The 20,513-nt window shown below is 32.3% G+C and carries 34 protein-coding genes; 8 read left to right on the forward strand and 26 right to left on the reverse strand.

The genetic code is table 11. The annotated features are described in order from the left end of the window. Window positions 1–229: 229 nt before the first annotated feature. A complete protein-coding gene (locus tag DJ93_RS29270; RefSeq protein WP_042985196.1) occupies window positions 230–703 on the forward strand; it encodes an endonuclease domain-containing protein in 474 nt (157 codons plus the stop codon). A gap of 93 nt (window positions 704–796) precedes the next feature. Here the strand turns inward: DJ93_RS29270 and DJ93_RS29275 are convergent, their stop codons facing one another. The 10 genes from DJ93_RS29275 to DJ93_RS29315 all read right to left on the reverse strand — a co-directional run bounded on the left by DJ93_RS29275 (window position 797) and on the right by DJ93_RS29315 (window position 4,971). Further along, on the reverse strand, window positions 797–1,090 hold the full coding sequence (locus DJ93_RS29275) for a hypothetical protein (protein WP_042985199.1): 294 nt from the start codon (window positions 1,088–1,090) through the stop codon (window positions 797–799). Window positions 1,091–1,114: 24 nt separating this feature from the next. Then, a complete protein-coding gene (locus DJ93_RS33520; protein ID WP_181969241.1) occupies window positions 1,115–1,285 on the reverse strand; it encodes a hypothetical protein in 171 nt (56 codons plus the stop codon). Between the two features lie 75 nt (window positions 1,286–1,360). Next, window positions 1,361–1,675, reverse strand: a complete 315-nt coding sequence (locus DJ93_RS29280; protein ID WP_042985201.1) for a hypothetical protein — start codon at window positions 1,673–1,675, stop codon at window positions 1,361–1,363. 66 nt (window positions 1,676–1,741) lie between these two features. Beyond that, window positions 1,742–1,972, reverse strand: a complete 231-nt coding sequence (locus DJ93_RS29285; RefSeq protein ID WP_042985204.1) for a DUF2187 family protein — start codon at window positions 1,970–1,972, stop codon at window positions 1,742–1,744. Between the two features lie 49 nt (window positions 1,973–2,021). Next, the gene (locus DJ93_RS29290; protein WP_042985206.1) at window positions 2,022–2,249 is read right to left on the reverse strand and encodes a hypothetical protein; all 228 of its coding nucleotides are present in this window, start codon (window positions 2,247–2,249) and stop codon (window positions 2,022–2,024) included. A 44-nt stretch (window positions 2,250–2,293) separates the two neighbouring features. Then, window positions 2,294–2,533: a hypothetical protein gene (locus tag DJ93_RS29295; protein WP_042985208.1), complete on the reverse strand. Its 240-nt coding sequence runs from the start codon at window positions 2,531–2,533 to the stop codon at window positions 2,294–2,296. Between the two features lie 80 nt (window positions 2,534–2,613). Then, entirely contained in the window at window positions 2,614–2,817 is a 204-nt protein-coding gene (locus tag DJ93_RS34320; protein ID WP_042985209.1) for a helix-turn-helix domain-containing protein, read from the reverse strand. Between the two features lie 139 nt (window positions 2,818–2,956). Beyond that, complete coding sequence (locus DJ93_RS29305) at window positions 2,957–3,676, reverse strand: hypothetical protein (RefSeq protein WP_052109806.1); 720 nt, start codon at window positions 3,674–3,676, stop codon at window positions 2,957–2,959. A gap of 109 nt (window positions 3,677–3,785) precedes the next feature. Further along, window positions 3,786–4,268 carry a TIR domain-containing protein gene (locus DJ93_RS29310; RefSeq protein ID WP_042985211.1) on the reverse strand — a complete coding sequence of 161 codons (483 nt, stop codon included), beginning with the start codon at window positions 4,266–4,268 and terminating at the stop codon, window positions 3,786–3,788. Window positions 4,269–4,398: 130 nt separating this feature from the next. Beyond that, window positions 4,399–4,971, reverse strand: a complete 573-nt coding sequence (locus DJ93_RS29315) for a tyrosine-type recombinase/integrase (RefSeq protein WP_042985212.1) — start codon at window positions 4,969–4,971, stop codon at window positions 4,399–4,401. Window positions 4,972–5,196: 225 nt separating this feature from the next. Here DJ93_RS29315 and DJ93_RS29735 point away from each other — a divergent pair, with 225 nt between their 5' ends. After that, window positions 5,197–7,047: a DUF4046 domain-containing protein gene (locus tag DJ93_RS29735; RefSeq protein ID WP_052109807.1), complete on the forward strand. Its 1,851-nt coding sequence runs from the start codon at window positions 5,197–5,199 to the stop codon at window positions 7,045–7,047. Window positions 7,048–7,148: 101 nt separating this feature from the next. Here the strand turns inward: DJ93_RS29735 and DJ93_RS29325 are convergent, their stop codons facing one another. The 3 genes from DJ93_RS29325 to hfq are packed head-to-tail and all read right to left on the reverse strand — an operon-like array spanning window position 7,149 to window position 8,429. Further along, complete coding sequence (locus DJ93_RS29325) at window positions 7,149–7,829, reverse strand: YecA family protein (RefSeq protein ID WP_042985213.1); 681 nt, start codon at window positions 7,827–7,829, stop codon at window positions 7,149–7,151. Window positions 7,830–7,869: 40 nt separating this feature from the next. Continuing rightward, complete coding sequence (locus DJ93_RS29330) at window positions 7,870–8,205, reverse strand: hypothetical protein (RefSeq protein WP_042985214.1); 336 nt, start codon at window positions 8,203–8,205, stop codon at window positions 7,870–7,872. Between the two features lie 35 nt (window positions 8,206–8,240). Continuing rightward, the gene (gene hfq, locus DJ93_RS29335; RefSeq protein ID WP_042985215.1) at window positions 8,241–8,429 is read right to left on the reverse strand and encodes an RNA chaperone Hfq; all 189 of its coding nucleotides are present in this window, start codon (window positions 8,427–8,429) and stop codon (window positions 8,241–8,243) included. Between the two features lie 473 nt (window positions 8,430–8,902). On the opposite strand from hfq, the gene DJ93_RS31945 reads away from it, so the two are divergent. The 5 genes from DJ93_RS31945 (at window position 8,903) to DJ93_RS29360 (ending at window position 11,265) form a co-directional block, all read left to right on the forward strand. Next, window positions 8,903–9,256, forward strand: coding sequence for a hypothetical protein (locus DJ93_RS31945; RefSeq protein WP_080743783.1), 354 nt, complete (start codon window positions 8,903–8,905; stop codon window positions 9,254–9,256). A gap of 573 nt (window positions 9,257–9,829) precedes the next feature. Next, the gene (locus DJ93_RS29345; protein WP_042985217.1) at window positions 9,830–10,225 is read left to right on the forward strand and encodes a hypothetical protein; all 396 of its coding nucleotides are present in this window, start codon (window positions 9,830–9,832) and stop codon (window positions 10,223–10,225) included. A gap of 15 nt (window positions 10,226–10,240) precedes the next feature. Beyond that, a complete protein-coding gene (locus DJ93_RS29350; RefSeq protein ID WP_042985220.1) occupies window positions 10,241–10,624 on the forward strand; it encodes a hypothetical protein in 384 nt (127 codons plus the stop codon). A 40-nt stretch (window positions 10,625–10,664) separates the two neighbouring features. Then, window positions 10,665–10,964: a hypothetical protein gene (locus tag DJ93_RS29355; RefSeq protein ID WP_042985224.1), complete on the forward strand. Its 300-nt coding sequence runs from the start codon at window positions 10,665–10,667 to the stop codon at window positions 10,962–10,964. A 58-nt stretch (window positions 10,965–11,022) separates the two neighbouring features. Continuing rightward, window positions 11,023–11,265: a hypothetical protein gene (locus DJ93_RS29360; RefSeq protein ID WP_042985225.1), complete on the forward strand. Its 243-nt coding sequence runs from the start codon at window positions 11,023–11,025 to the stop codon at window positions 11,263–11,265. Window positions 11,266–12,255: 990 nt separating this feature from the next. Here DJ93_RS29360 and DJ93_RS29365 read toward each other — a convergent pair. The 10 genes from DJ93_RS29365 to DJ93_RS29410 all read right to left on the reverse strand — a co-directional run bounded on the left by DJ93_RS29365 (window position 12,256) and on the right by DJ93_RS29410 (window position 19,293). After that, window positions 12,256–12,495, reverse strand: a complete 240-nt coding sequence (locus DJ93_RS29365) for a helix-turn-helix domain-containing protein (RefSeq protein ID WP_002170049.1) — start codon at window positions 12,493–12,495, stop codon at window positions 12,256–12,258. Between the two features lie 354 nt (window positions 12,496–12,849). Further along, window positions 12,850–13,104 (reverse strand): hypothetical protein, encoded by a 255-nt coding sequence (locus tag DJ93_RS29370; protein WP_002188062.1) that lies wholly within the window; start codon window positions 13,102–13,104, stop codon window positions 12,850–12,852. 74 nt (window positions 13,105–13,178) lie between these two features. After that, the gene (locus DJ93_RS29375; RefSeq protein WP_042985228.1) at window positions 13,179–13,856 is read right to left on the reverse strand and encodes an LPD29 domain-containing protein; all 678 of its coding nucleotides are present in this window, start codon (window positions 13,854–13,856) and stop codon (window positions 13,179–13,181) included. 151 nt (window positions 13,857–14,007) lie between these two features. Continuing rightward, on the reverse strand, window positions 14,008–14,286 hold the full coding sequence (locus tag DJ93_RS29380; protein ID WP_002170053.1) for an AbrB/MazE/SpoVT family DNA-binding domain-containing protein: 279 nt from the start codon (window positions 14,284–14,286) through the stop codon (window positions 14,008–14,010). Between the two features lie 182 nt (window positions 14,287–14,468). Then, entirely contained in the window at window positions 14,469–14,933 is a 465-nt protein-coding gene (ssb, locus tag DJ93_RS29385) for a single-stranded DNA-binding protein (RefSeq protein WP_042985229.1), read from the reverse strand. A 96-nt stretch (window positions 14,934–15,029) separates the two neighbouring features. Then, window positions 15,030–15,473, reverse strand: coding sequence for a hypothetical protein (locus DJ93_RS29390; protein ID WP_002188057.1), 444 nt, complete (start codon window positions 15,471–15,473; stop codon window positions 15,030–15,032). A gap of 22 nt (window positions 15,474–15,495) precedes the next feature. After that, on the reverse strand, window positions 15,496–15,936 hold the full coding sequence (locus DJ93_RS29395; RefSeq protein ID WP_042985230.1) for a hypothetical protein: 441 nt from the start codon (window positions 15,934–15,936) through the stop codon (window positions 15,496–15,498). A 78-nt stretch (window positions 15,937–16,014) separates the two neighbouring features. Next, window positions 16,015–18,204 (reverse strand): type IA DNA topoisomerase, encoded by a 2,190-nt coding sequence (locus tag DJ93_RS29400; RefSeq protein WP_042985232.1) that lies wholly within the window; start codon window positions 18,202–18,204, stop codon window positions 16,015–16,017. A 48-nt stretch (window positions 18,205–18,252) separates the two neighbouring features. After that, window positions 18,253–18,741 carry a hypothetical protein gene (locus DJ93_RS29405; protein WP_042985234.1) on the reverse strand — a complete coding sequence of 163 codons (489 nt, stop codon included), beginning with the start codon at window positions 18,739–18,741 and terminating at the stop codon, window positions 18,253–18,255. A gap of 18 nt (window positions 18,742–18,759) precedes the next feature. After that, complete coding sequence (locus DJ93_RS29410; RefSeq protein WP_042985236.1) at window positions 18,760–19,293, reverse strand: hypothetical protein; 534 nt, start codon at window positions 19,291–19,293, stop codon at window positions 18,760–18,762. 137 nt (window positions 19,294–19,430) lie between these two features. On the opposite strand from DJ93_RS29410, the gene DJ93_RS31950 reads away from it, so the two are divergent. Then, the gene (locus DJ93_RS31950) at window positions 19,431–19,604 is read left to right on the forward strand and encodes a ribbon-helix-helix domain-containing protein (protein ID WP_002192125.1); all 174 of its coding nucleotides are present in this window, start codon (window positions 19,431–19,433) and stop codon (window positions 19,602–19,604) included. Window positions 19,605–19,615: 11 nt separating this feature from the next. Here DJ93_RS31950 and DJ93_RS33525 read toward each other — a convergent pair whose 3' ends face one another. Genes DJ93_RS33525 through DJ93_RS29415 form a run of 3 tightly spaced genes read right to left on the reverse strand, consistent with a single transcriptional unit; the run spans window position 19,616 to window position 20,381 of the window. After that, window positions 19,616–19,765: a hypothetical protein gene (locus tag DJ93_RS33525; protein ID WP_181969238.1), complete on the reverse strand. Its 150-nt coding sequence runs from the start codon at window positions 19,763–19,765 to the stop codon at window positions 19,616–19,618. A 22-nt stretch (window positions 19,766–19,787) separates the two neighbouring features. Continuing rightward, complete coding sequence (locus DJ93_RS33530) at window positions 19,788–19,961, reverse strand: SGNH/GDSL hydrolase family protein (RefSeq protein WP_181969239.1); 174 nt, start codon at window positions 19,959–19,961, stop codon at window positions 19,788–19,790. After that, on the reverse strand, window positions 19,962–20,381 hold the full coding sequence (locus DJ93_RS29415) for a hypothetical protein (protein ID WP_042985238.1): 420 nt from the start codon (window positions 20,379–20,381) through the stop codon (window positions 19,962–19,964). Window positions 20,382–20,513 lie beyond the last annotated feature (132 nt).

Raw genomic sequence — 20,513 nt, forward strand, 5'->3', positions numbered from 1 at the left:
CTTCCCTCGGTCTCACGCCCTCGTCGCCCATAAACAGTGCTATATTTTCTTTATATTACTAGGTCTGGACGCGTAAAACATAGGTAATAATACATAAGTAAGAACAGATGTAGCAACTTAATTAATTATTCGATTACTACATGTTAATAACCTATGTAGCGGTTAAGTAATTGGTGCTTATTCAAATTTTTTCAATACAGATAAATTACTTAGGTAAGGAGAGGGTCATATGAGTGGTTTTTTAGTTGTTATTGCCGCTTTAATTTTCTTTTATGTATTGGCCAACGTTACCGCGAAAAACTCCTACGATCCAGATAGCGATGTAAAAAGAAAACAATGTGCAAATAATTTAGAGCGAAAGGTATATGACCATTTACGTTATATGGGCCTTTCACCGACTGTGCAAGAAAAGGTTGGAAAGTACAGATTAGATTTTGCGGTATTTGGCAATAACGGAAAAAAGTTGTGTATAGAGGTAGATGGATATATTTTTCATAATACACCTGAAGGTAAGAAAAAAGATAGAATTCGAGATGCTTATTTAAGAAAAATGGGATGGGAAGTTTTAAGGATTAGTGATCGGCAATTAAAAGAAGATTTACATGCATGTATGAGGAAAATTGAAGCTAAATTATATGATATGGATTTGTTACCTGAAGAACATCCTAGTATACAATTTAAATTACAAGCTAAAAATGAGTAGTGAGTACTACTCATTTTTAGTACGAACTATAAAATTTCACGTACTGTAGTGGGAGTAAAAAAAGAAACCCAGAATTAGGGTTTACATGAAATTCTAATCTTTATCATGTGTTGGTTTATAACATTCTATCTCTTTCCTTTTTTGAATGAATGTCATTACATTTTTTAAAATTAAAAAAGAACAACCTATTAGAATACCTACAATCATATATTTAATGAATAGGCTCATAAAAGATGTCATATTAGACCAATCCACAATTGCGGTGTAAAAATAAATAATGGTTCCCAAAACTAAAAATCCAATTATAGATGCTTTGGTTTTTCTATAATACTTTTCTCTCTGTTTTTTTAATTCCAGATAAAACTTATCATGATCTAAACCGTTCAAAAACACCACTCCTTTGTGAGATGGTTATTTGTCTTGGTCTACTTTGCTTTTCTTATTAGAATAACCATATGCACAATAATCTAATACGTGTACACCAAAAAAATCTATTCCATGCTCTACATAACGATTATTTTTATCACATAAACCACAAGTACCAATGCTGAAATATTCATCATTACAATGTGAGGCATCCATTTTTTATTTTCTCCTTTTTATTGTAATTATATTGTTTGAATTTAACTAAATAGTATTTGTCTGTAATTTTAGTTGTTAATTATATAACGTTAATTTTCTTCCGGTTTTGCTGTAGCCAGTTTCTAATGTCATAATCCAATCGTCTAAATCATCTAAGTTATAACCTAATTTCAAGATTTCTTCAGGAAACTCCTTTTCAGGATTCTCTCTCCAACGGAACATTTTTTCTAAAGCGACATCAAAATTACCAAAACGATATAAAATTTGTGTTTTGGAAACAGAACGTTTATTTAATTTTTCTATATAAATTTCTTTTGCTAAATACACATATACCCTTTTTCTAGATGTAACGAACTTTAGAAATCCCACTTTCTTAGGTTCACTTTTCATCCTTATCCCCCTTAAAGTTTTCAGTACCCTACTCTTTATGAATAGGGTACTGAAAACAAATTGGTATTATGAAGCTTTATTTTTGCGAACACGTACTTTTTTATATCGGCCATGTTTTACGACTTGGCGAGTATCTATATCTTTATATTTTCCACTTAGAATCATTTCTGAAATATCAACAACAATTGTATTTGTTAAAATATTTACTACATACCCAGTTAACTTTAATGAAGAATCCTTACGATGTGGAAATTGTACATAATCACCTTGTTTAATAGTTGAAATTGTTCTTTCCATAAAAAATCCTCCTTTATTCATTTGGAATGCTTTTCAATGATTTTAATAATTATAAATTACTAACTAACACTTTATCTTTTATAAATTTATTTGCTTCTATATAAAGAATGAAAAGCTCGGCACTTATTGTGATATTTATATTATCCTTCATTCGTTTTAAAATAATGATTTCCTGTTCTTCATGTTCAAACATTTTTGAATAGGCTAAAACTTGATATGCTCGCCCGTCCTTTTCATAAATATAAAATTCTCCACGTTTTGGTTTCGTCGCTATCATATTCGTCCTCCATATAATTTGGAATTAAAAAAAGTCTAATTTTCTTAAAATCCATAGAGAGATCCAGTGGTCAAATATGTAGCTAAAAGCATCATGATAGCAATACCAAACGTTCCGAAGAACCAAATTTGAGAATTAATACAGTCCTCAATTCCAAACCATTCATATAAGGATCTATAGCTCTTTAAAGCACCTTGATTGAAACTAATATGCTCTGATTCCTTTGATTGCTTCTGTGTTATAATGGAGTTACAATTGTTAATTTTAGATAAGGTATTTGCCAATCGAATCACCTTCCTATAGTTAATGATGTAGGAGAAAAAGTCCTGACTATCTGGCGGTGGTAAGGGCTTTTTCTTGTTTACTATTTACTGGTTAGTCTGTTCATGCCATTACGTGTTACTAACCAAACTTTCCCGCTTTTTCTTGCTTCATTCTCATAGAACTTTCCTCGGTTGCACCACTTATTAACAGTGTTTTCCGCAAGTCCCCATATTTGTTCAGCTTCTCTTGTTGTATAAACGGAAAATAGAGTTTCCTTTGATTTTCCATTTTTAATTTCGTCCATTAGTTGTTGTAGATCCCTCCTTTGTTTTCTTATACTTATTATAATATTTCATTGTCTTGTTTGCAAGACGTTATCAGAAAAATGAATCATTATTTTTTCGACATGTATTCGACAATACAAAAAAAGAATCTAATTAAAATTAGATTCCCCATTTTTCTATATTAATATTAAATTCAGTAGCTACTTCTTCTATGAAGAATTTATTTACAGATTTAAAGTCATAACATAACTGACCATAATTTTGATAATCTTCTTGAAACTTTCCAATTGGTTCCAGATAAAACTTTTCCTCTTCATTCTTTTCCATATATTTATACCATCTTCTATAATTACTTTGATGTTTAGTTAAAAATTCATTTAATTCTTTAATCATTTCATTTGATAAATCATACAAACGTTCCGTTTCTTTTGATTTCTTCCCTTTATTTTTCCTCTTCTTTGCATCACCTAAAATTTTAATTTCATCTCTCAAAAGTTTATAAGTTTCATAATACGAATTTAATGTTTCTTCAAAATTATCATGATCAAAATCAACTGTAAATAAAGTTCTTTTAGTATCTAAAAAAGTTCTAATTTGTCTCTTGAAAAGTTGATCTGGATTATCAAATATTATATTAAATCCACCAATACTTAATTTTTCAACACGAAATGCCCACTTTCTTGTAACAATAAAAACAAAAATTAATATAAACACTAAAAAAGGTAACAAAGTAAATGCAATACTCAGTATAAAACTAATATTTCCCCATAAGATTTGAATAAACTTAACCTTAATACTTTTAAGTTCATATGTAGACAAACAAAACAATGCTGCTAAAAGAAAACATATGCTAATAATAGAACTAAATTTCCCCTTCATGCTTATTCCTTCCCTTATTCGTATTACAAATAATATATAATTAAATAAAATTTTATAAAAGCTACCGATTAACACGGTAGCTTTTATAAAAGTATTTTTTATCAATTAATTAAGAATTATTAGTCCTTCTTACTCTACTATTATTGATAAGATGCGTGTTTTTTCTATTATTAAATGCCTCATCAATTTTTGAAGTTAATTGCCATGAAATGTTTTCCCATTTCATTGTTACAGCATAACCACTGTCAATATTATCTTGTAATCTTGCCGGAACCTTTCCAGCGTTAGGTAAATAAATCCCCAATAAACCATTTATTTTTCTGTCACCATATGAACGTAATGAAGAATATATCTCCCAGTCAACCCATTTACGTTTATATGTTTCACTACCAATAAGAACAATAGTAACTGTAGAATCTTTCAAATGTTTAGTTCTAATCTGTCCTAAAATATAGTCGTTATCATTACTATTCAGTTCAGCCGGTAAAGAACGATCAATTAGTGTATTATTTGAGCCATATGTTGTACGTAAGTGATTAGCTCTGGTCTGATCATTTCCATGATGATAACTTACAAATGCTTTATGCGCCATACTTATCCCCTCCTTGTTATAATCTTATTATAACAATATTAACGAATAACTAAATATATTATTTTGAATATATTTTATATTATCTAATATAAGGTATCGATTAATCCTAAATTTTTTAAAGAAAATAATATTAGATTCGGAATGTATCAAGTACATTATCTTTTTCTTCTTTATTAATACCAATGTATCTTAGGGTAATTTGTGGTGTACTATGATTCAATATTTCTTGTAACATAGCAATATCCTTTGTTTTCTTGTAAAACCAATATCCAAATGTTTTACGCATGGTATGGGTACCTAAAGATTCGACTCCGGCAAAATCTCCGGCTTTTTGTAACTGTCTATAGGCTTGAATTTTACTAATAGGTTTATCACCTTTTCGAGAAGGAAATAACCAGGTACTTTTTAAATCTTCAGCATATGGAAGTACTTCCTCAAAAATGGATGTAATATTTATGATACGTTCCTTTTTTGTCTTTCCTTCTTTCACTTTAAATTCTTTCCGTTTTTTTCGCTTCAGTTTTAAAACTTCACTCGTTTCCATTTTAAGTAAATCACTTACACGCAATCCTGTATTGATTCCAATTAGGAATAAAATGTAATCTCGATCTGAACAATGACGTTTAAGAGACCATTTCATATCTTCGAGCTGTTCTTTGCTTCGAATTGGTTGTACATCGATTAAATGTTGCTTTTTATCCATCTGTTTTTCAATCCCTTTATTTTCAATGATTTGAATGTATACTTTTTTGTCTGTTTTTATAATATCAATGAAATTAGACGGAAGTCAATGTTTAAGGGGAAATGAAAGTAAACTTTTGGCTAAAAGTTTACATTGAATTATTTCGTCTTTAACGCCAAAAATCAAGATAATAATATATACAGAATTCACTAGTAAGATATAATTTTAGATAAGGGGGTTAATACAGTGAAGAGTTTGACAATTGAAGAGGTTTATCAACAGATACTAGATGGGGAGAGAAGAATGTTCCCAAGGGGAACTTGGAGTGAAGATATAGATAGAAACTTGATTAAACGTGTTACAAGATATCTAATTGAAGTTATCTTAAAGTGGAACAAAAATCAGATAAAAGAAAAATGGGATTTATCAATTATAAAGAAACATAAGTTAGGAGGAGCAATTGCTATCATTTATAATGACAGTCCATTTAAAATGATAAATGATGCATATCCAGGACTTTTAAAAGAATGGGAATTGAAAATGGCTCCTTTAAATTATTGGACAAAAGAAACAGGGCTAGAAGCATTACGTTGGACAATCGAAGAAAAAGAACGGCTCACAATGGAACAATTAAAAGAAGTGTACAATCATAAATGGCTCATAAAACATAAGTTACATGCGCCATGTCATCGATTATGGGAAAATAATGCTTACTTAATGATAAATGACTTATACCCGAATCAATTTAAGCCGTTTCATTTTAAATGTGCGACTACAAATTATTGGACAAAGGAAATCGCATTACGAGAACTTGCATGTATTATACAAGAAGAACGGCTTGAGGATGAGGAACTATTAGAAGTATTCAGTGCGAAATGGATTGCTACTAAAAAGTTAAGTACTCCCTTACTGAGGTATTGGCAAAGTAGTCCATTTCAAATGATTAATGATTTATATCCAAATAAGTTTAAACCATGGCAATTCAAGAGTGTACCCTCAAATTATTGGACGAAGCAAAATGCAATAGAAGCTATTTTTCATATTATACAAAAAGATAATCTACAAAAAGATGAACTACCTAAAATAATGAGTAGTAAATGGTTCTACAAAAATAGATTAGGTACACCTTTCCAAAAATTTTGGGAAGCAAGTCCATACTCTGTTTTAAATGATTTATTTCCAGATTATTTTCAACCATATCAATTTAGTAGAACTCCTAACCTATATTGGACAAAAGAACGATCCCTTCAAATTCTATCGGAATATATTCAACAAGAGGGGTGGGATGATGAGGAAATCTTGGAAAACGTTACTTTCCAATGGTTAACTGACCGGAATTTATGGACACCGGTATCATATCTTTGGGAAAGTAGCCCATTTAAGATGGTTAATGATTTGTACCCAAATAGGTTTAAACCATGGCAATTCAAAACGACTTATCGTAATTACTGGACAAAAGAAACGGCACTAAATGCTTTAAAATGGACTATTGAGGAGAAGGAACGTTTGTCTCGTGAAGAGTTAATAGATGTATATTCACAAAAATGGTTGTTAAAACATCGACTCCAAACTCCTTGTATAAAGTTTTGGAAATCAAGTCCATTTGCTATGTTAAATGCGCTATACCCCAATAGATTTAAAGAATGGGAGTTTTTTAGAGTACCCTCAAATTATTGGACAAAAGACAAAGCATTGGAAGAATTACGCTGGATAATTGAAGAAAGAGAAAAATTATCAAGAAAAGAATTGTTAAATGTTTTTAGTGGATCATGGATAAAAGGACAAGGGCTAAGTCATCCACTACAAAAATTTTGGGGTAGTCGTCCTTATCATATGTTGAATGAATTGTATCCAAATCGTTTTAAAGAGTGGGAATTAAAAAAAACGCCTACAGGATTCTGGACAAAAGAGAAGGGACTCGAAGCATTACGTTGGACAATTGAAGAAAAAGAAAAATTAACAAAAGTTGATTTATTACAAATATATAGTAAAAGATGGTTAAGGGAACAAGGATTATCTACACCTTTACAAAGGTTTTGGAGAGGAAATATAAATTTAATGTTGCAAGATTTATATGAGGTTCCGTTACCCAAATGACATAAATCCTATGCTAGGGGTCACCATATTTTATAAGATAACGCATTCAAAATTTCAAGAAAAAAGGAGTCAAATTGACTCCTTCTCTTTTTTGTTAATTATTAAGAAGATACAACAGATATATGAAACCTGTCTTCATAATACCTAGTTTTTAGGTCATCAATTTTCAAAGTAAGTCCAATTTTTTCTGCGATTTCTATTGTTTCCCCAAAAAGTCCATCTTTATGATTAGGCCAATTCTCCATGTATTCCACTAAAGTCATATTTGTTATTTGTTTGAAATTATTATCAATAGATTCTCGATCGGATGAAACACCAAAAGAAATATTAGTTACTACTCCGCTTTCTATGTCAATTCCTTTAAAAATAGGAGCCGATATTTCGAGATATGGGTTAATATCATGTTGAAATGGCGAATGAGAACGATATAATCCTACATCATAAGGAAAACCATCTAAGGTAATCCATGAATGACAAAAAGAGAAAGGTACTTTTGAAGACTCAGTAAATCCAATTTCTAAATTTGGTTTAAACCCTTGTTCCTTAAGCAAAATATATAAAATACTTGAAAGGGCATGACAAGCTCCAATCCATTGCTTTCTCATAGCGTGGTTAAACACAGCAAAATATGTATCCACCAAATTCTTATTGTTATTGATTTCTAATGATAATTGAATTGCTTTTTGTTTCCAAACATCTACAGGATTTTCGATTTTATTAATACAACATTTCTTATATTTCCGTCCACTACCACAAGGACACGGTTCATTACGTTCATACATATTATATTATTCCTTTCTTAATTAAATTTTAAAATATAATTTAACGGTATATAGTTTGACGGTTCATAACTTCCATTAAGATATCTGCTATTAATTTTCCATTTTCGAAAATAATTTGGTTTTTAGTGTATGGATCTATATACTGTCCCAATCCTTTACTCAACATAATTTCTAGTTCATTATTATCTAAAATTCGACAAGATAAAATGGTAGGGTGTTTACTAAAAGCTCGATAAAAGTTTAAGGTTTGACTTAAAGAAGCGGCCAACGGTCTAAGCATTTCATCATAGTAAGGACTCATATCTTCAGCTATTTTTTCGTTTAAGATAAAATCCATTCCATCATCTTTTATGTCAAATCGAAATAAAAAAATCAATATATCTCCCTCCTTTTATAGCGTATAATCATTTTTTACATAGCAATTGTAGATATAGCTTGTTTATAAACTAATTGTTGTTTACCGTTAACCATCATAAGTACAGTAAAACGATCTACCCCAACAATTTGCCCTGGTATTCTGACGCCACTTTTTAAAAATAGAGTAATATTCTTTTTTTCCTTTTTTAATCGATCATAGTTTTCCTCTTGAAAGTCCCTCATCTATTTCTCCATCTCCTTTAAATAAACAACCATTTCATAATAATAATTGTATCAGCTTAATTCCGACTGTGGCCACTAGGAATTAAAAATAACATGATGCTCCATTTCTATTGAAAATCTATCCAAAAGGGTGAATCCAAGTGCTATATTTGGTGTGAAATTATCCAAATGCTCATTTGTATACTCCATTTCAATCAAAAGTCTATCCACTACCTGTCACCGTATACTAATTCATCATTCACTTCAAGCAAGGGGCAAAATATTTTATTTTACTGTGTTTCGTTTATGCTTTCTCTACGCTCCATCCTTTGCTCAAAGTATTGTAACAAAGGATTCCACTTGCAAAAGCCCAACTCAACATCATTTCGTAAAATATTTGTGCTTTTTCCCTTGCTTTCTATTTCTTCTTCATTACGCAAAAGGTGACAGGTAGACAAGTTGAGAGCCTGACCTAAATTAAAGGAGAGATGGAAATGGGAGTATACCAAGTATTTTATTCATTAAATGGAGAGGTTCACATTCGAGCTGATAGTCCTGAACAGGCACGAGAAATTGCGTGTTTAGTAGTTCAGAAACAAAAAGAAAATCCTGATATTTTATTAGAGCTTTCTACGGATATTTGGGACGTTACAAAAGATGATGAACTAGAAATAGAATACAAAAGGGTTTGCAATGTTTGTAAACAAGGTATGGTAGAAGGTTATTGCATAGATGATGGACTAGCATACTATTGTTCTGAAGAATGCTTACACAAAGAATATACGCCTGAAGAATACGAAGAAATGTATGAAGATGATTATGCTTATTGGACACAGTGGGAAGAATGAAATTGAGAATCCGTATTGTCACAAACTATATGTTTGAACAATACGGATTTTTTTGCTTATTCAAGGAGGCCCATGGATAAGTCGCCTAAAGCGACTCTTTGATTGAAATTAGATGTAGGCTGAAGCCTACAAGTTCCTAAAAATCTTGATATAAATCAGTTTGTATGTTTAAAGGATTTCTAATATTCGAAAGCGATCAATCTATTTATAAGAGATTAAATTTGTCAGTTTAACTGGGGGCGCCTGTTCTCCTTCCAGTTTATATTCCAGTCGCTCCTACTGGTCAAGGGGCAAAATTTTTCATTTCTCGCATCCCAACTCATACGGCTTTCTGTCTCCTTTATGCTTTCTCGGCGTTTGGGACCATGTGATGTAATAACGCTGAAGAAAAATCAAAACATGGTACCAAACTTGAAAAAGCCCAAGTCGAAGACGAAAGGCTCGTATTCGTATGACCTGCTGCGGCATAAAAAATTTGTGCGAAGACCCTTGACCAGCCGCTCCTTTCATAAAACGTTCCAGTCGAACAGGCGGTGTTCACCCAAAAATTTTTCTAGAAAAGGAGAATGGAACATGAACGAAGTTAAAGTGAAAATTGATGTTTGGGAAGGGCGCATAGGAGAAACAGGAATGGTGCAATTTCAAAGTGTAGACCTTGCCAATATGTTTTTAAGAATGATGAATCAAAGGGTAATTGCTGAAGAAATCCGTGGTTATCTAAAAAGCGAAATTACGTTGTTATGGACAGAAGAGAAAGAAGAATATTCATTTGCATATCGATATGATATAGGCGGTGGAAGCTATGTTCATGATACAGAACCAATACAAGCCGATTTATATAGACGTTATACCTATACACGGGATGAACTCCAAAAACTAACTGATAAAGACAACCGTTTTGTTGAAATGTACACCGACAATTTAAAAATGTATGAAAAATCTTTACGAGCTTTACAAGTTCTAAAATAAGGGAGGACAAGCACTATGATGTTAGTACGCATAAAGACCTATGAAAAAATAATCTATACGCTATGTAGTTGGGGAAAAATGTATGTGAATGAATCTTGGTCGCATCCTAAAATTAGAGACTTAGTGCAAGAATGGCACATCGCAAACTATGAATCTTATGAAATGAAATACAACGAAAGCACCACTAATTTACGTAAGGAAAAATTAGATTTTAATATAGAAGCAATTTGTAAGAATAGACACGAGTTATTGAAAGCTTTGCATAGCATTCGCTACAACATAGAACATGAGGAATTTGAAGAAAGCAAAGCATACGAAGAATTAGAGTACTTAATAGAAGTTGTATCAGAAGATATTTTAATTCATCATCCTGAATATGAACAAGCGGAATGGGCATAAGCCCATTCCATCCTAATAAAAAATAAAGGAGCGTTCAATAATGAAATTTAGACCACAGGCTAATATAGAATATATATTCACGGGTTATTGCCCAAAAGAGCAAGATAAGGAAATAGAAGTATGTGGAATTGTTATTTTACAAGGTACTGAAATAGAAATGATTAATTTGTTAAATGAAAATATATGCGAACGTCCTTTTGTGAATCAAGTTTCAAATTTAACAGAAATGAGAGCGTGCTATAAAGTCGGCTTTCGTCCATATGGGCAAAGCATGACCTATCAAAAAGCCATGCAATTGCTACATTCAAGAGGTTCTATTTGTATGACAATCAACATTTAAAAACAAAGAAGTGTCAACTACGTTTTAAATCTAAAAAAATATAATGGAGGGACTTAAAATGGCATACAAATGGGAAAAAGAAAGTTTACAAAAATACGGGGAAGAAGTTACTCGAAATTTAATTAGTAAACAAAAAGAATATGAAGCGGTGAAAAAAGATAATGACTGTAAGCACTGTGGGAAAGGAAATGAGGGGGCAATTATTGAGTGGGGAGATGGTATACCTTTTATCATGCGCTATGGATTGTGGAGTAATGGGCGTTGTAATTATTGTGGTGAATACACTGGTAGACGTAAATAATTTAATAAAAAGATAAAGATAAAATAGGAAGGCTATGTATACACATAGCCTTTTTATTCTGTATGAGGCATTTTTCGAAGAAGCAAAACCGCCCGACCAGCGTCCGCAGCCATACTGGAAATGCATTGTAACGTGTAGGACACCCGAACCTTTCACGCTACAACGCTATTTCCAGAAGCGCGCGGTGTAAAGGGGCCAAAAATTTTTAAATCGTTGTGTTTCGTTTATCCTTTTCCGGCATTCCAAAATTTGCTGAATTATCATAGCAAATTTCTCCATTTGGAAAAGCTCAACTCAACATCAACTCTTAAAATTTTTTGGCTTAATCCCTTGACACCGCGCGCTTATATGGCTGCGGACGCTAGTCGGGCTTCAAAGAACTAAAACCCTAAAAAGTTTAAAAAGCGCAAGATTTGTTTTTTACTGCCCCACTTCGTTACTGCAGTAAAAAACAAATCTTGCTGAATTTTCGATTCCTCCTGAAATGAAGGATCTATTATAAAAGAAAATCAACCATCCCCAACCCCTTCCAATCTTGGAAGGGACTCGCTCGGCGCTAGCCAGGCAAACAGGTTTGGAAGACCTTCAAACCTATTTGCATAGGTTCAAGCGTTTGGGATAGGCGAATCCGTCCATTCCTTATCCTCCCTCGCAAAGAACGCTCAGTCCGGTACCATGGACAGATACAATGTGTATTCCACCACTGTTTGATTGTGGGGACCGATGATTCTTAAAAGCATCCCTTATTGTGTGGTTATATTTTTATACTATAATTACGGTATGTGAAATTTTAATTAGTGTATTCTTGTGAAACCCCTAGTTTTTACCTAAAAATTTGAGTAGAACTGTTAAACTATCCATTTTCCCTTATCCGCTCATTTAAATTAGTTGATACTTATTGTATTACTGTCTTTTGTATCGACTTTTAGAATCGAATCTGAATAGCCGTTTTTTCTGTATTTAAATTTTTAAGCCTTACTTTTAATTAAATTAAGCTTTCGGCTCTCCAAACCATCGGAACATTGCTTTTCTTGTAATGATCCATTCTTTTCTTACCCCATTTGGTGGTAAAAAGAACTTAACTAATCCTTCATCAATCATTTGTTGTAACTCTTCTTGCTGTTTTTCATTTAACATAGACGGACTATATTTATTCTTTAAAGTATCTCTTTTAACTCCCCATTTATATGCTGCTTCAGATGGTGTCATGTAGTTTTCAATTTCTTTCATTCGATATTCTCCTTTATATTGTGATATGAAAACAAAGGGGACAATAATAATCCCCTCTGTTTAAAATCTATTACAGCTCTTTTATAAATTTTGTAAACGAAGAGCGTTTAACTTTTCTTTCGTTTCTAAAATTGCTAAACGGATCAGTTTTATTTTTATCTCTTTACTAAGAGAAAGCCATTCAGGTGTATAGATTTTCATTTTACATTCCACCTTTCTAATGATTCAACATAAAATACATTAACATTCGTGTTTCCATTCATTTTTCCCCAGGATTATTTATTACAGCGAGGAACAATTTCTTCATAAAACCGAACAATATTAAATCCAGGTATCAAAAATCATTCGTGTTTTTTATAAAGTAACGTATTTATTTGTTTTTTTATCTTTGTACTGAATTTCAGTACAACCATAAGCATATTGATAATCATCTAAAGGTGAAAAATCTGAATCATCATCACTTACACCACTGAAATATACATTCTTATCATCATCAAGGACACGAAAACGATGCATTCCTTGATTATAATCTACTTCCTTTCCAACCAATGACCATTTTTTCTCTTCTGGTGAAGTGTGAATGTTATCTTTTGTTATCTTATATCCCATGTATTTTTCTCTCCCTTATGTGTGGTATAATAGGAGAAGGGAATGGATCAGATTCCCTTCTACAAGTCATCTGTTTAGCTGCGGATGGCTTTTTCGTTTTTAAAGTACCTATTTGCTACTCCTGTGAATAGTTGGTCTACCGACAATCCTCTTTCAAAAATCCCTTCCAGATCTTCTTCAGATATATTGCACATGACCTGCATTGCGAGAAGCTTAAATTTTTGCTCTGAAGTTAGCTTATTTATTTCTTTTTCTTTTTTTCTTTGATGAAAATTCACAACTTCAGCAAGCTTTACTTCTTCTTGTGGCTCTTCCTTTATTTCTACTGAAGTATCACTATCCAATCCTTTCATATGTTCTTCTGCTTGTAGCATTTTTTGTTGATATGTCCAATCATTTATATGGAAATCTTCAAACATTTCTTTTGCAAATTCCTGAATTTGCTTTTTGTATTCTTCCGATAAGCTTCGATTGGCAAATATATAATCAGCACCATTATATATCTTCCCTTCGAATTCATAACCGGTTGTTATTTTCATATCTTGCATGCCATCAAAAGAGCAAGAATTGAATTTTTCGGTTATTTGTTCAACCTCTTTTCTCATCGGGCCATCTTTCCAATTTACATCTACTGAAGAACCTCCACTATAACTACTAGAACGAACAGAAAATTTAACTCCCGGAAATGCTTTTTTTAACTCCTTTCTAATTTTTTTAGCTGTCTCAACAGCACTTTCAATAATTGCTTCCATGCTTTCATTTCCCCTTTCGTTATTAGTTATCCTTACAAGTCTATTATCTCATGAATACAATAGACTTACAAGTCTATTTTGTTGTTTTTTTCAATTACTTTTCGACAAAAAAGACCCTACCAATTAAGTAGAGTCTTTGCTTAATAATTTGCTATTTAACAAGATATTGCTGTAGTTCCTTTATTATATGATCCGCGCCTTCTGGACTAAGAATAATTTTTCCATTTGCTAAAGAAATATTTCGTTCTGAAACATCCCCGGTTATCATACAAGCCTGTTGAGATTGGTATTTCCTTAGAATTATTTTATCTTCTTCCACAAAAATCTCTATTGGGTCTTTTTCTGCTATTCCTAAAGTTCGTCTTAATTCAATTGGTAGTACAACCCGACCCAATTCATCTACTTTTCTTGTCATTCCTGTAGATTTCATAAATTCCCACCTTTTTCTCATTTTATTTAATAATATTATTTTAATAGAAAGTCACTACAAATTAAAAACATAAACAACCAAAACACAATTACCATAATAAAAGCATTTTTACATCCCACAAAAAAGGAAAGTGATTTCTCTTCATCTTTCATAAAAATACTCCTTATCCATTAATGTACTTGTCAGAATGGTAAATCATCGTCGCTTATATCAATTGGTTGCCCTACATTTGAAAATGGATCGTCCTTCTTGGTTGAACCTGAATTAGTTGCACCAACATTTGCATATCCGCTATTAGAAGGATTTTCTCTTTGTTCTGTCCTATTATTCTTATTTTTAGGTTCTAAAAATTGTACAGATTCAGCAAGTACCTCTGTTACATATACACGCTTTCCGTCCTGTCCGTCATAGTTTCGAGTTTGAATGCGACCATCTACGCCAGCCAAGCTACCTTTTCTTAAATAGTTTGCTACATTCTCAGCCTGTTTACGCCAAATAACCACTGAAATGAAGTCAGATTCTCTTTGCCCCTGATTCATGAATGGTCTGTTCACAGCTAGCGTAAACGTTGCCACCGCAACACCATTGGGTGTATAACGCAAGTCAGGATCTTTTGTTAAACGGCCAACTAAAATTGTACGATTCAATTTTCGTATCCTCCTTTAATATGTGTAGATTTGTCACCTTATAATTAATCGATATATGAAAAGATTTAGTCACTTACAAGTGTACTTACAAGTACACTAATGAACTACGCTCTCTTTAGGAATAGATAATTTTTCGAAAAAATCAGACTGAAAAGGCTGTAACATTGGATGCTTAAAGAACAAATTCCGAAATTCAAAATAAGCTTGATAATACATCGCTAACTCTGATGCAATTCCCTCTATACATCTTTGTTGCTCTGTATAGCTTTTAGCTGATTCTAAGTTGCTAATATATTGAGGAAGGTTATGTGTACCATCCATTAATTTAAATAAAAAATCCCCTATAGCTGTATTCATATCCTCAAATTCAGGAAAATTATATTTAAAGTTAGTTGCTTTTTCATTCTTCAATACAAACCCTAACATGCGGCTAATTAATGATGACGTTATGAGGGCTTCAGTTGCTTCTTGTTTTATTTCTTCAGGACTTTGCTGCAAAAAATTCTCCCTCATTTTTTCATAATTATATTGTTGTTCCATTGTTCTGTTCCTCCTTTATTTTTTATGATGCAATATCAATTGAATAAGCTAAAGAATCAAAGTTAAAAACCTTCGTATTTGGACGCATTTCTTTTAACAATCTATAGACTTCAGTGAAATTCCAATTTACATCTTTAAAATCTTCTTCTTTTAATTGATAAGCTTCGTTTTGTAATAATGCTACCTTTTCCGAATCTGTCATTTTTTCTATATCACTAAGTGGAATCGGCTTAATATCTTTCGTACATATTCTAAATTGATATCTCTCACGATCCGAGTTTTGAATTGTATATGATTGACCATTTAACAGAATTTCTAAATGATTTTCATGCAAAAGTACTTTTAAATCCATATTTTGAGCAAAATCAAATGCTTTTTGTTCAGTTCCTTTAAATCTTGCTACCTCAACATTTAAATCAATATTTTCAAAGTAAACCGTTTCTTTAATTGTGTATTTTTTCATTTCTATTCCTCCTATTTTTCAATTTTATTTTATGGAGAAGCCCATTAAGGGCTTTTCTCCTTTATTTTGATTTACTACCTACTTTTTTGAGCTTTTTGGCTTTTTCTGTGGAAATTCAAGTTCCAACTTCCCACCACTAACTAATTTTAAATAGGCGTCAAATTCTTTCTCGTTTTTACTTATAAAGCCTTTTATTAAGTTACTTTTCTTCTTTTCTAATAATTTTTGTGCATTTGCTACACTGATTTTCTTTCCTAAAAACTCTTTTGGTAATGTAAACTTACAACTATTCGGATCATCCTTTTTATATCCAGAACAACCGTATAATTTTTCTCTTTCCACTACGTTCTTTTTACATATTGGGCATTTCCCAATTGCATGAATTGCATTATCTTTTACTTCTTCAGCTAATTTTTCAACATTCCACGTATCGCTCTCATTAACTGCTTTTTCTACAAGAAACGTTGTCATTTCTTTTACCTTTTCAACAAATGCATGTGACATAGCTGCGGATTTTCCTTTTGAATTTCGGATTTTAGATAATAACATTTCCCATTTTGCTGTCATTTCAACACTTGCCAGATGAGTTCCCCTTACTGCTTCTATCAACATTTTCCCTTTTTCAGTTACAGATACTTTGTTATCTCGAATTAAAATGTATTCGCGATCTTTCAGGGTTTTTATGATGCCAGCACGCGTTGCTTCCGTACCAACGCCATTAAAATCTGTATCTACTTCTGGATCTTCCACAAACTTTCCGGCTGTTTTCATGAGGGTAATAAGTTGCCCCTCTGTGTATACTGTAGGTGGTTTTGTCTTCCCTTTTTGGAAAGAAACCTTTTCTACATCGATACTTTGACCCTTTTGAACTATAGGGAGTTTTTGGACTTTTTGATCCTCTTCTTTTTCTTTAGAATTAGGATTTTTCCAAACGACTTGCCAACCTTCATCGAGCACCTGTCGCCCCTGGGCAATGAATGTATGTGTACCTAAATCTGTAAGGATTGTTGTTTCTGTAAAAACATGCACATCATAATGTACCGCAATTACACTACGAACAATTTCGTCATACACTTTTCGTTCTTGTTCTGACAAACTAGCTAAATCCGGTACATTTTTCGTAGGAATTAGCGCATAATGATCTTCAACTTTTTCATCATTTGTGTATTTTTTATCATCTTCGATGTAATCTTTGGATCTATTTCTAAGCAATTCTGCATATGGCTCTAATTCTTCTAAATTAGATAATACTTCAGGTAGTTCAAAGGCTTCAGCTTCCGTTAAATATTGACTACTAGTTCTTGGATAACTAATAACGCCTTTTAAATACAAACTTTGTGCTAATTCTAGTACTTTCTCAGGTGAAAATTTATATTTACGGTTTAGTTTCGCTTGGAGTGTAGATAAACTATGGAGTTTCGGTGGATTTTTCTTCTTTTCTTCACTTTCAATACTTTGAATGGTTGCTTTTTTTATGGGCTTGCATTCCTCAAATAAGGCTTTAGCTTTTAGATAATCTAATATTTTAGTATCTTCATTTTGAAGCAACAACCCTCCATATTTGATACCGTCTGCCACAAACCAACCTACAATTTGATAAAATGTTCTAGGTCGGAAATTTTGAATTTCTTCTTCACGTTGATTTATAAGATACAGAACTGGCGTTTGTACCCGTCCGCTAGAAAATGTTTGTTTCAATCCAAATTTCTCTCTAAAAAGGATTGAATAGGCCCTAGATGTATTCAGTCCCACCAACCAGTCGCTATATGAACGAGCTTGTGCGGCATAATAATAACTTTCTGTTTCCTTTGCATCCCTTAGATTTTCAAATGCTTCCCTAATTGCATCTTGTGCCATTGAAGAACACCAGAACCGCTTCATCGGTTTCTTATTGACTCCTGCCATTTTAATAATTAATCGAGCAATTAACTCTCCTTCATCCCCTGAATCCGTTGCGATGATAATTTCATCGGCTGACTTTAATTTTTCTTTAGCTACATTAAAATAAGATGCTTTCTTTTCAACTACTTTATGTTCAAATCGTTCTGGAATCATAGGTAGCGTTTCTAATTTCCATTTCGCCCATGCTTCGTGATACATTTCTGGTGATTTCAATTCACATAAATGACCACTTGCCCAAACAATTACAGCCCCTTCAGGAAAAGTTCCGCATGGGTAAATTTCAATATGTGTATTTTTATCCTCATGCTCATAACAAGCGCCATATGTTCTCCCTTGATCCGCTTTTTCACATAAAATTGCAATCATATTTTTTCCTCCTTAAAAATTAGCCTAACCCTTTCTCCAATCTGTCCTTTAACCTCTTTTTCCTGTGCTTCTGTTGTATTCATATAAGTCAGGAAATCTTGCTATATGCACTCCGCAATCTGTTAGCATATCTTTGCAATATCTGATATGTCCCTCAACAGTTGTATCTTTATCTAAATATTTTTCATCGCTTACTCTGTTGTATAAAATCGAAAGTAGCATAGAAAATATATATTTAAGCTCTATTACATATTGCTGCACTTCAGGAATGGGAATTTTGACATCTCCCATCGTGTGAACATAGCCTCTAAATCCCTCATACAACAAATTTTTCGCCCCTTGACTACTCGTAAATTTATCAAAAAGACAAACATAACTACTCCAACAAAAGTCTGGAAGTGTAACTAAAAATTTACCATTCCCTTCATCAGTAAATACTTGAATATCGGTGTCACCCAGTTTAGGAATTGAGATATGAGCATAAACCCGATATTTGTTAGAGATGATATGCCAAATCGCAATATTATTCCTTTCCATATCAACACCTCTTCCTCTCTAGCTAGATTTTTGTTTACGCTTTGTTTTAGATATTTGCATTGGCTTTGCCCTTGATTTTTTAATTTGCGACCACATAAAAGTTAGTATTTTCTCTGTTATCTTTTCAGGAAAATATCCTTGTCGCTCTAATAAAATGTTTTCAATAACCCATGCTTTTCTTGTGTAATACTCATAATCACTTCCTACTTCATCGGCTGTATCTTTAAATTGTGCATCTTGATCCAAAGCTTTATTTAACACCCTTAATCCTGTAAATGTTTGACTACGCGCTTCTCTGACTTCTTTTAATAAGAGATACAAATCAAATGTGTGTAATTGTTTCAGCACCTCTACAGATTCGTTTACCTGTTCAAGAAAAACATTTTGTTGCATCTTATAAAATTCAAAACGTTGTTCATTTTGACAAAGTTGTAAAAGCCCTGAATGTGAACTTCTCATTTTCGCCCCACAGAATGTACATGTTTCTTCCACAATACCGTTTGTATCAATTTTTACTTCTGTACCACAATAAGCACAACTTACGTTCATCATCTATTACACTACCCTTCATTTTTTATTGATTCGATTTCCATGTATTACCTTGAAATCATTATACATCTAACTACATGTAGTTGCAAGTAGTTGCAAGTAATTAATTTAATTTATATAATTACACTAAAGAGGTGATTATGATGGAAAACAGAGGGCTTAAAAACCGTAAACCCCTTTCTAATGCGATTGAGACAAAGTTATGGTATGATCTAGATAATTTAGCTAAAGATACTCGAATTAATAAGTCAAAGTTATTAGATGAAGCTGTTAGTGATTTACTAAAGAAATATGAGAACCCTACAAAGAAATAATAAGTAGGGTTTTATTTAATTTTGACGTAATCCTTTTTCTTACCCACATCTCTATTTCTATATAAATTGATTGAGTCACGGATTTTAATACTCAATATCCAAGTTACATTGATTGCTAGAGCAATCAAGAACATGTATAAAGCAAACAGCATATTATTCATTTCACACTCTCCTTCTTCATAACTAAGAAAGTTTGTTGTATTTCCAATCAATTACCGTAACTTCTTCATTTTTTTCTTGTCTACGCTTTAAATTTTCACGAACAGATTTTTGAATCTTCCGACTCATTTGTATGTTAATCACCATATCAACTAATAATAGGACTACTAAACATTGAACAACTGCTGAAAAAATCACTTATTCCTCTCCTTTCAACAAGTTCATCATTTCTTGATAAAACTTTACGTTCTCAATAAATCGAACAACTAGAATTAAAATGACTGGAAATACAGCAAATGCAACACATATTAGATTCAAATACATATTGTTGTACTGTTCAGCTAGACAAAGCGAACTTATAACCCCAATCGCAAAGAACATGCTAATAGGTATTTCAATTACTAATAATCGTAACGATTTTTCTTTATCAAAAAGATACTTATAGGTAACTAAAAAGATGGTATACATGGTAGCCATCACGACTACCACGCCAATTATTTCTTGTGTATACCATTGATATTTCAATACTTCAGGAATCAAACATATAAACCCGAAACTTCCTAACAATAGGTACATGATAAAACTTACAATTTTCAGCCGTTTTACTTGCTGTTTCATTGAATCCACCTCTTTTTCATTCCTTATCAGTAAATACAATTAGTTTGAAAATACTGGTTTGAAGTTTTTCTCCTTTTTCCCACCATTCTTATTTCCACGCCATGGGCAATACGGGCCACTATGATTTTTCAT

The sequence above is a fragment of the Bacillus clarus genome, from assembly GCF_000746925.1.
GTDB lineage: Bacteria > Bacillota > Bacilli > Bacillales > Bacillaceae_G > Bacillus_A > Bacillus_A clarus.

Excerpts from the sequence above, each read along its gene's own strand:
- DJ93_RS29280 (WP_042985201.1), bottom strand. The coding sequence starts at position 1,675 with ATGAAAAGTGAACCTAAGAAAGTGGGATTTCTAAAGTTCGTTACATCT.
- DJ93_RS29350 (WP_042985220.1), top strand. The coding sequence starts at position 10,241 with ATGATGTTAGTACGCATAAAGACCTATGAAAAAATAATCTATACGCTA.
- DJ93_RS29315 (WP_042985212.1), bottom strand. The coding sequence starts at position 4,971 with ATGGATAAAAAGCAACATTTAATCGATGTACAACCAATTCGAAGCAAA.
- DJ93_RS29370 (WP_002188062.1), bottom strand. The coding sequence starts at position 13,104 with ATGGGATATAAGATAACAAAAGATAACATTCACACTTCACCAGAAGAG.
- DJ93_RS29305 (WP_052109806.1), bottom strand. The coding sequence starts at position 3,676 with ATGAAGGGGAAATTTAGTTCTATTATTAGCATATGTTTTCTTTTAGCA.
- DJ93_RS29405 (WP_042985234.1), bottom strand. The coding sequence starts at position 18,741 with ATGGAAAGGAATAATATTGCGATTTGGCATATCATCTCTAACAAATAT.
- DJ93_RS29290 (WP_042985206.1), bottom strand. The coding sequence starts at position 2,249 with ATGATAGCGACGAAACCAAAACGTGGAGAATTTTATATTTATGAAAAG.
- DJ93_RS31945 (WP_080743783.1), top strand. The coding sequence starts at position 8,903 with ATGGGAGTATACCAAGTATTTTATTCATTAAATGGAGAGGTTCACATT.
- DJ93_RS33525 (WP_181969238.1), bottom strand. The coding sequence starts at position 19,765 with ATGAATAATATGCTGTTTGCTTTATACATGTTCTTGATTGCTCTAGCA.
- DJ93_RS29360 (WP_042985225.1), top strand. The coding sequence starts at position 11,023 with ATGGCATACAAATGGGAAAAAGAAAGTTTACAAAAATACGGGGAAGAA.
- DJ93_RS29325 (WP_042985213.1), bottom strand. The coding sequence starts at position 7,829 with ATGTATGAACGTAATGAACCGTGTCCTTGTGGTAGTGGACGGAAATAT.
- DJ93_RS29355 (WP_042985224.1), top strand. The coding sequence starts at position 10,665 with ATGAAATTTAGACCACAGGCTAATATAGAATATATATTCACGGGTTAT.
- hfq (WP_042985215.1), bottom strand. The coding sequence starts at position 8,429 with ATGAGGGACTTTCAAGAGGAAAACTATGATCGATTAAAAAAGGAAAAA.
- DJ93_RS31950 (WP_002192125.1), top strand. The coding sequence starts at position 19,431 with ATGATGGAAAACAGAGGGCTTAAAAACCGTAAACCCCTTTCTAATGCG.
- DJ93_RS29395 (WP_042985230.1), bottom strand. The coding sequence starts at position 15,936 with ATGAAAAAATACACAATTAAAGAAACGGTTTACTTTGAAAATATTGAT.
- DJ93_RS29410 (WP_042985236.1), bottom strand. The coding sequence starts at position 19,293 with ATGATGAACGTAAGTTGTGCTTATTGTGGTACAGAAGTAAAAATTGAT.
- DJ93_RS29310 (WP_042985211.1), bottom strand. The coding sequence starts at position 4,268 with ATGGCGCATAAAGCATTTGTAAGTTATCATCATGGAAATGATCAGACC.
- DJ93_RS34320 (WP_042985209.1), bottom strand. The coding sequence starts at position 2,817 with ATGGACGAAATTAAAAATGGAAAATCAAAGGAAACTCTATTTTCCGTT.
- DJ93_RS29400 (WP_042985232.1), bottom strand. The coding sequence starts at position 18,204 with ATGATTGCAATTTTATGTGAAAAAGCGGATCAAGGGAGAACATATGGC.
- DJ93_RS29345 (WP_042985217.1), top strand. The coding sequence starts at position 9,830 with ATGAACGAAGTTAAAGTGAAAATTGATGTTTGGGAAGGGCGCATAGGA.
- DJ93_RS29375 (WP_042985228.1), bottom strand. The coding sequence starts at position 13,856 with ATGGAAGCAATTATTGAAAGTGCTGTTGAGACAGCTAAAAAAATTAGA.
- DJ93_RS29380 (WP_002170053.1), bottom strand. The coding sequence starts at position 14,286 with ATGAAATCTACAGGAATGACAAGAAAAGTAGATGAATTGGGTCGGGTT.
- DJ93_RS29365 (WP_002170049.1), bottom strand. The coding sequence starts at position 12,495 with ATGAAAGAAATTGAAAACTACATGACACCATCTGAAGCAGCATATAAA.
- DJ93_RS29390 (WP_002188057.1), bottom strand. The coding sequence starts at position 15,473 with ATGGAACAACAATATAATTATGAAAAAATGAGGGAGAATTTTTTGCAG.
- DJ93_RS29285 (WP_042985204.1), bottom strand. The coding sequence starts at position 1,972 with ATGGAAAGAACAATTTCAACTATTAAACAAGGTGATTATGTACAATTT.
- DJ93_RS33520 (WP_181969241.1), bottom strand. The coding sequence starts at position 1,285 with ATGGATGCCTCACATTGTAATGATGAATATTTCAGCATTGGTACTTGT.
- DJ93_RS29415 (WP_042985238.1), bottom strand. The coding sequence starts at position 20,381 with ATGAAACAGCAAGTAAAACGGCTGAAAATTGTAAGTTTTATCATGTAC.
- DJ93_RS29270 (WP_042985196.1), top strand. The coding sequence starts at position 230 with ATGAGTGGTTTTTTAGTTGTTATTGCCGCTTTAATTTTCTTTTATGTA.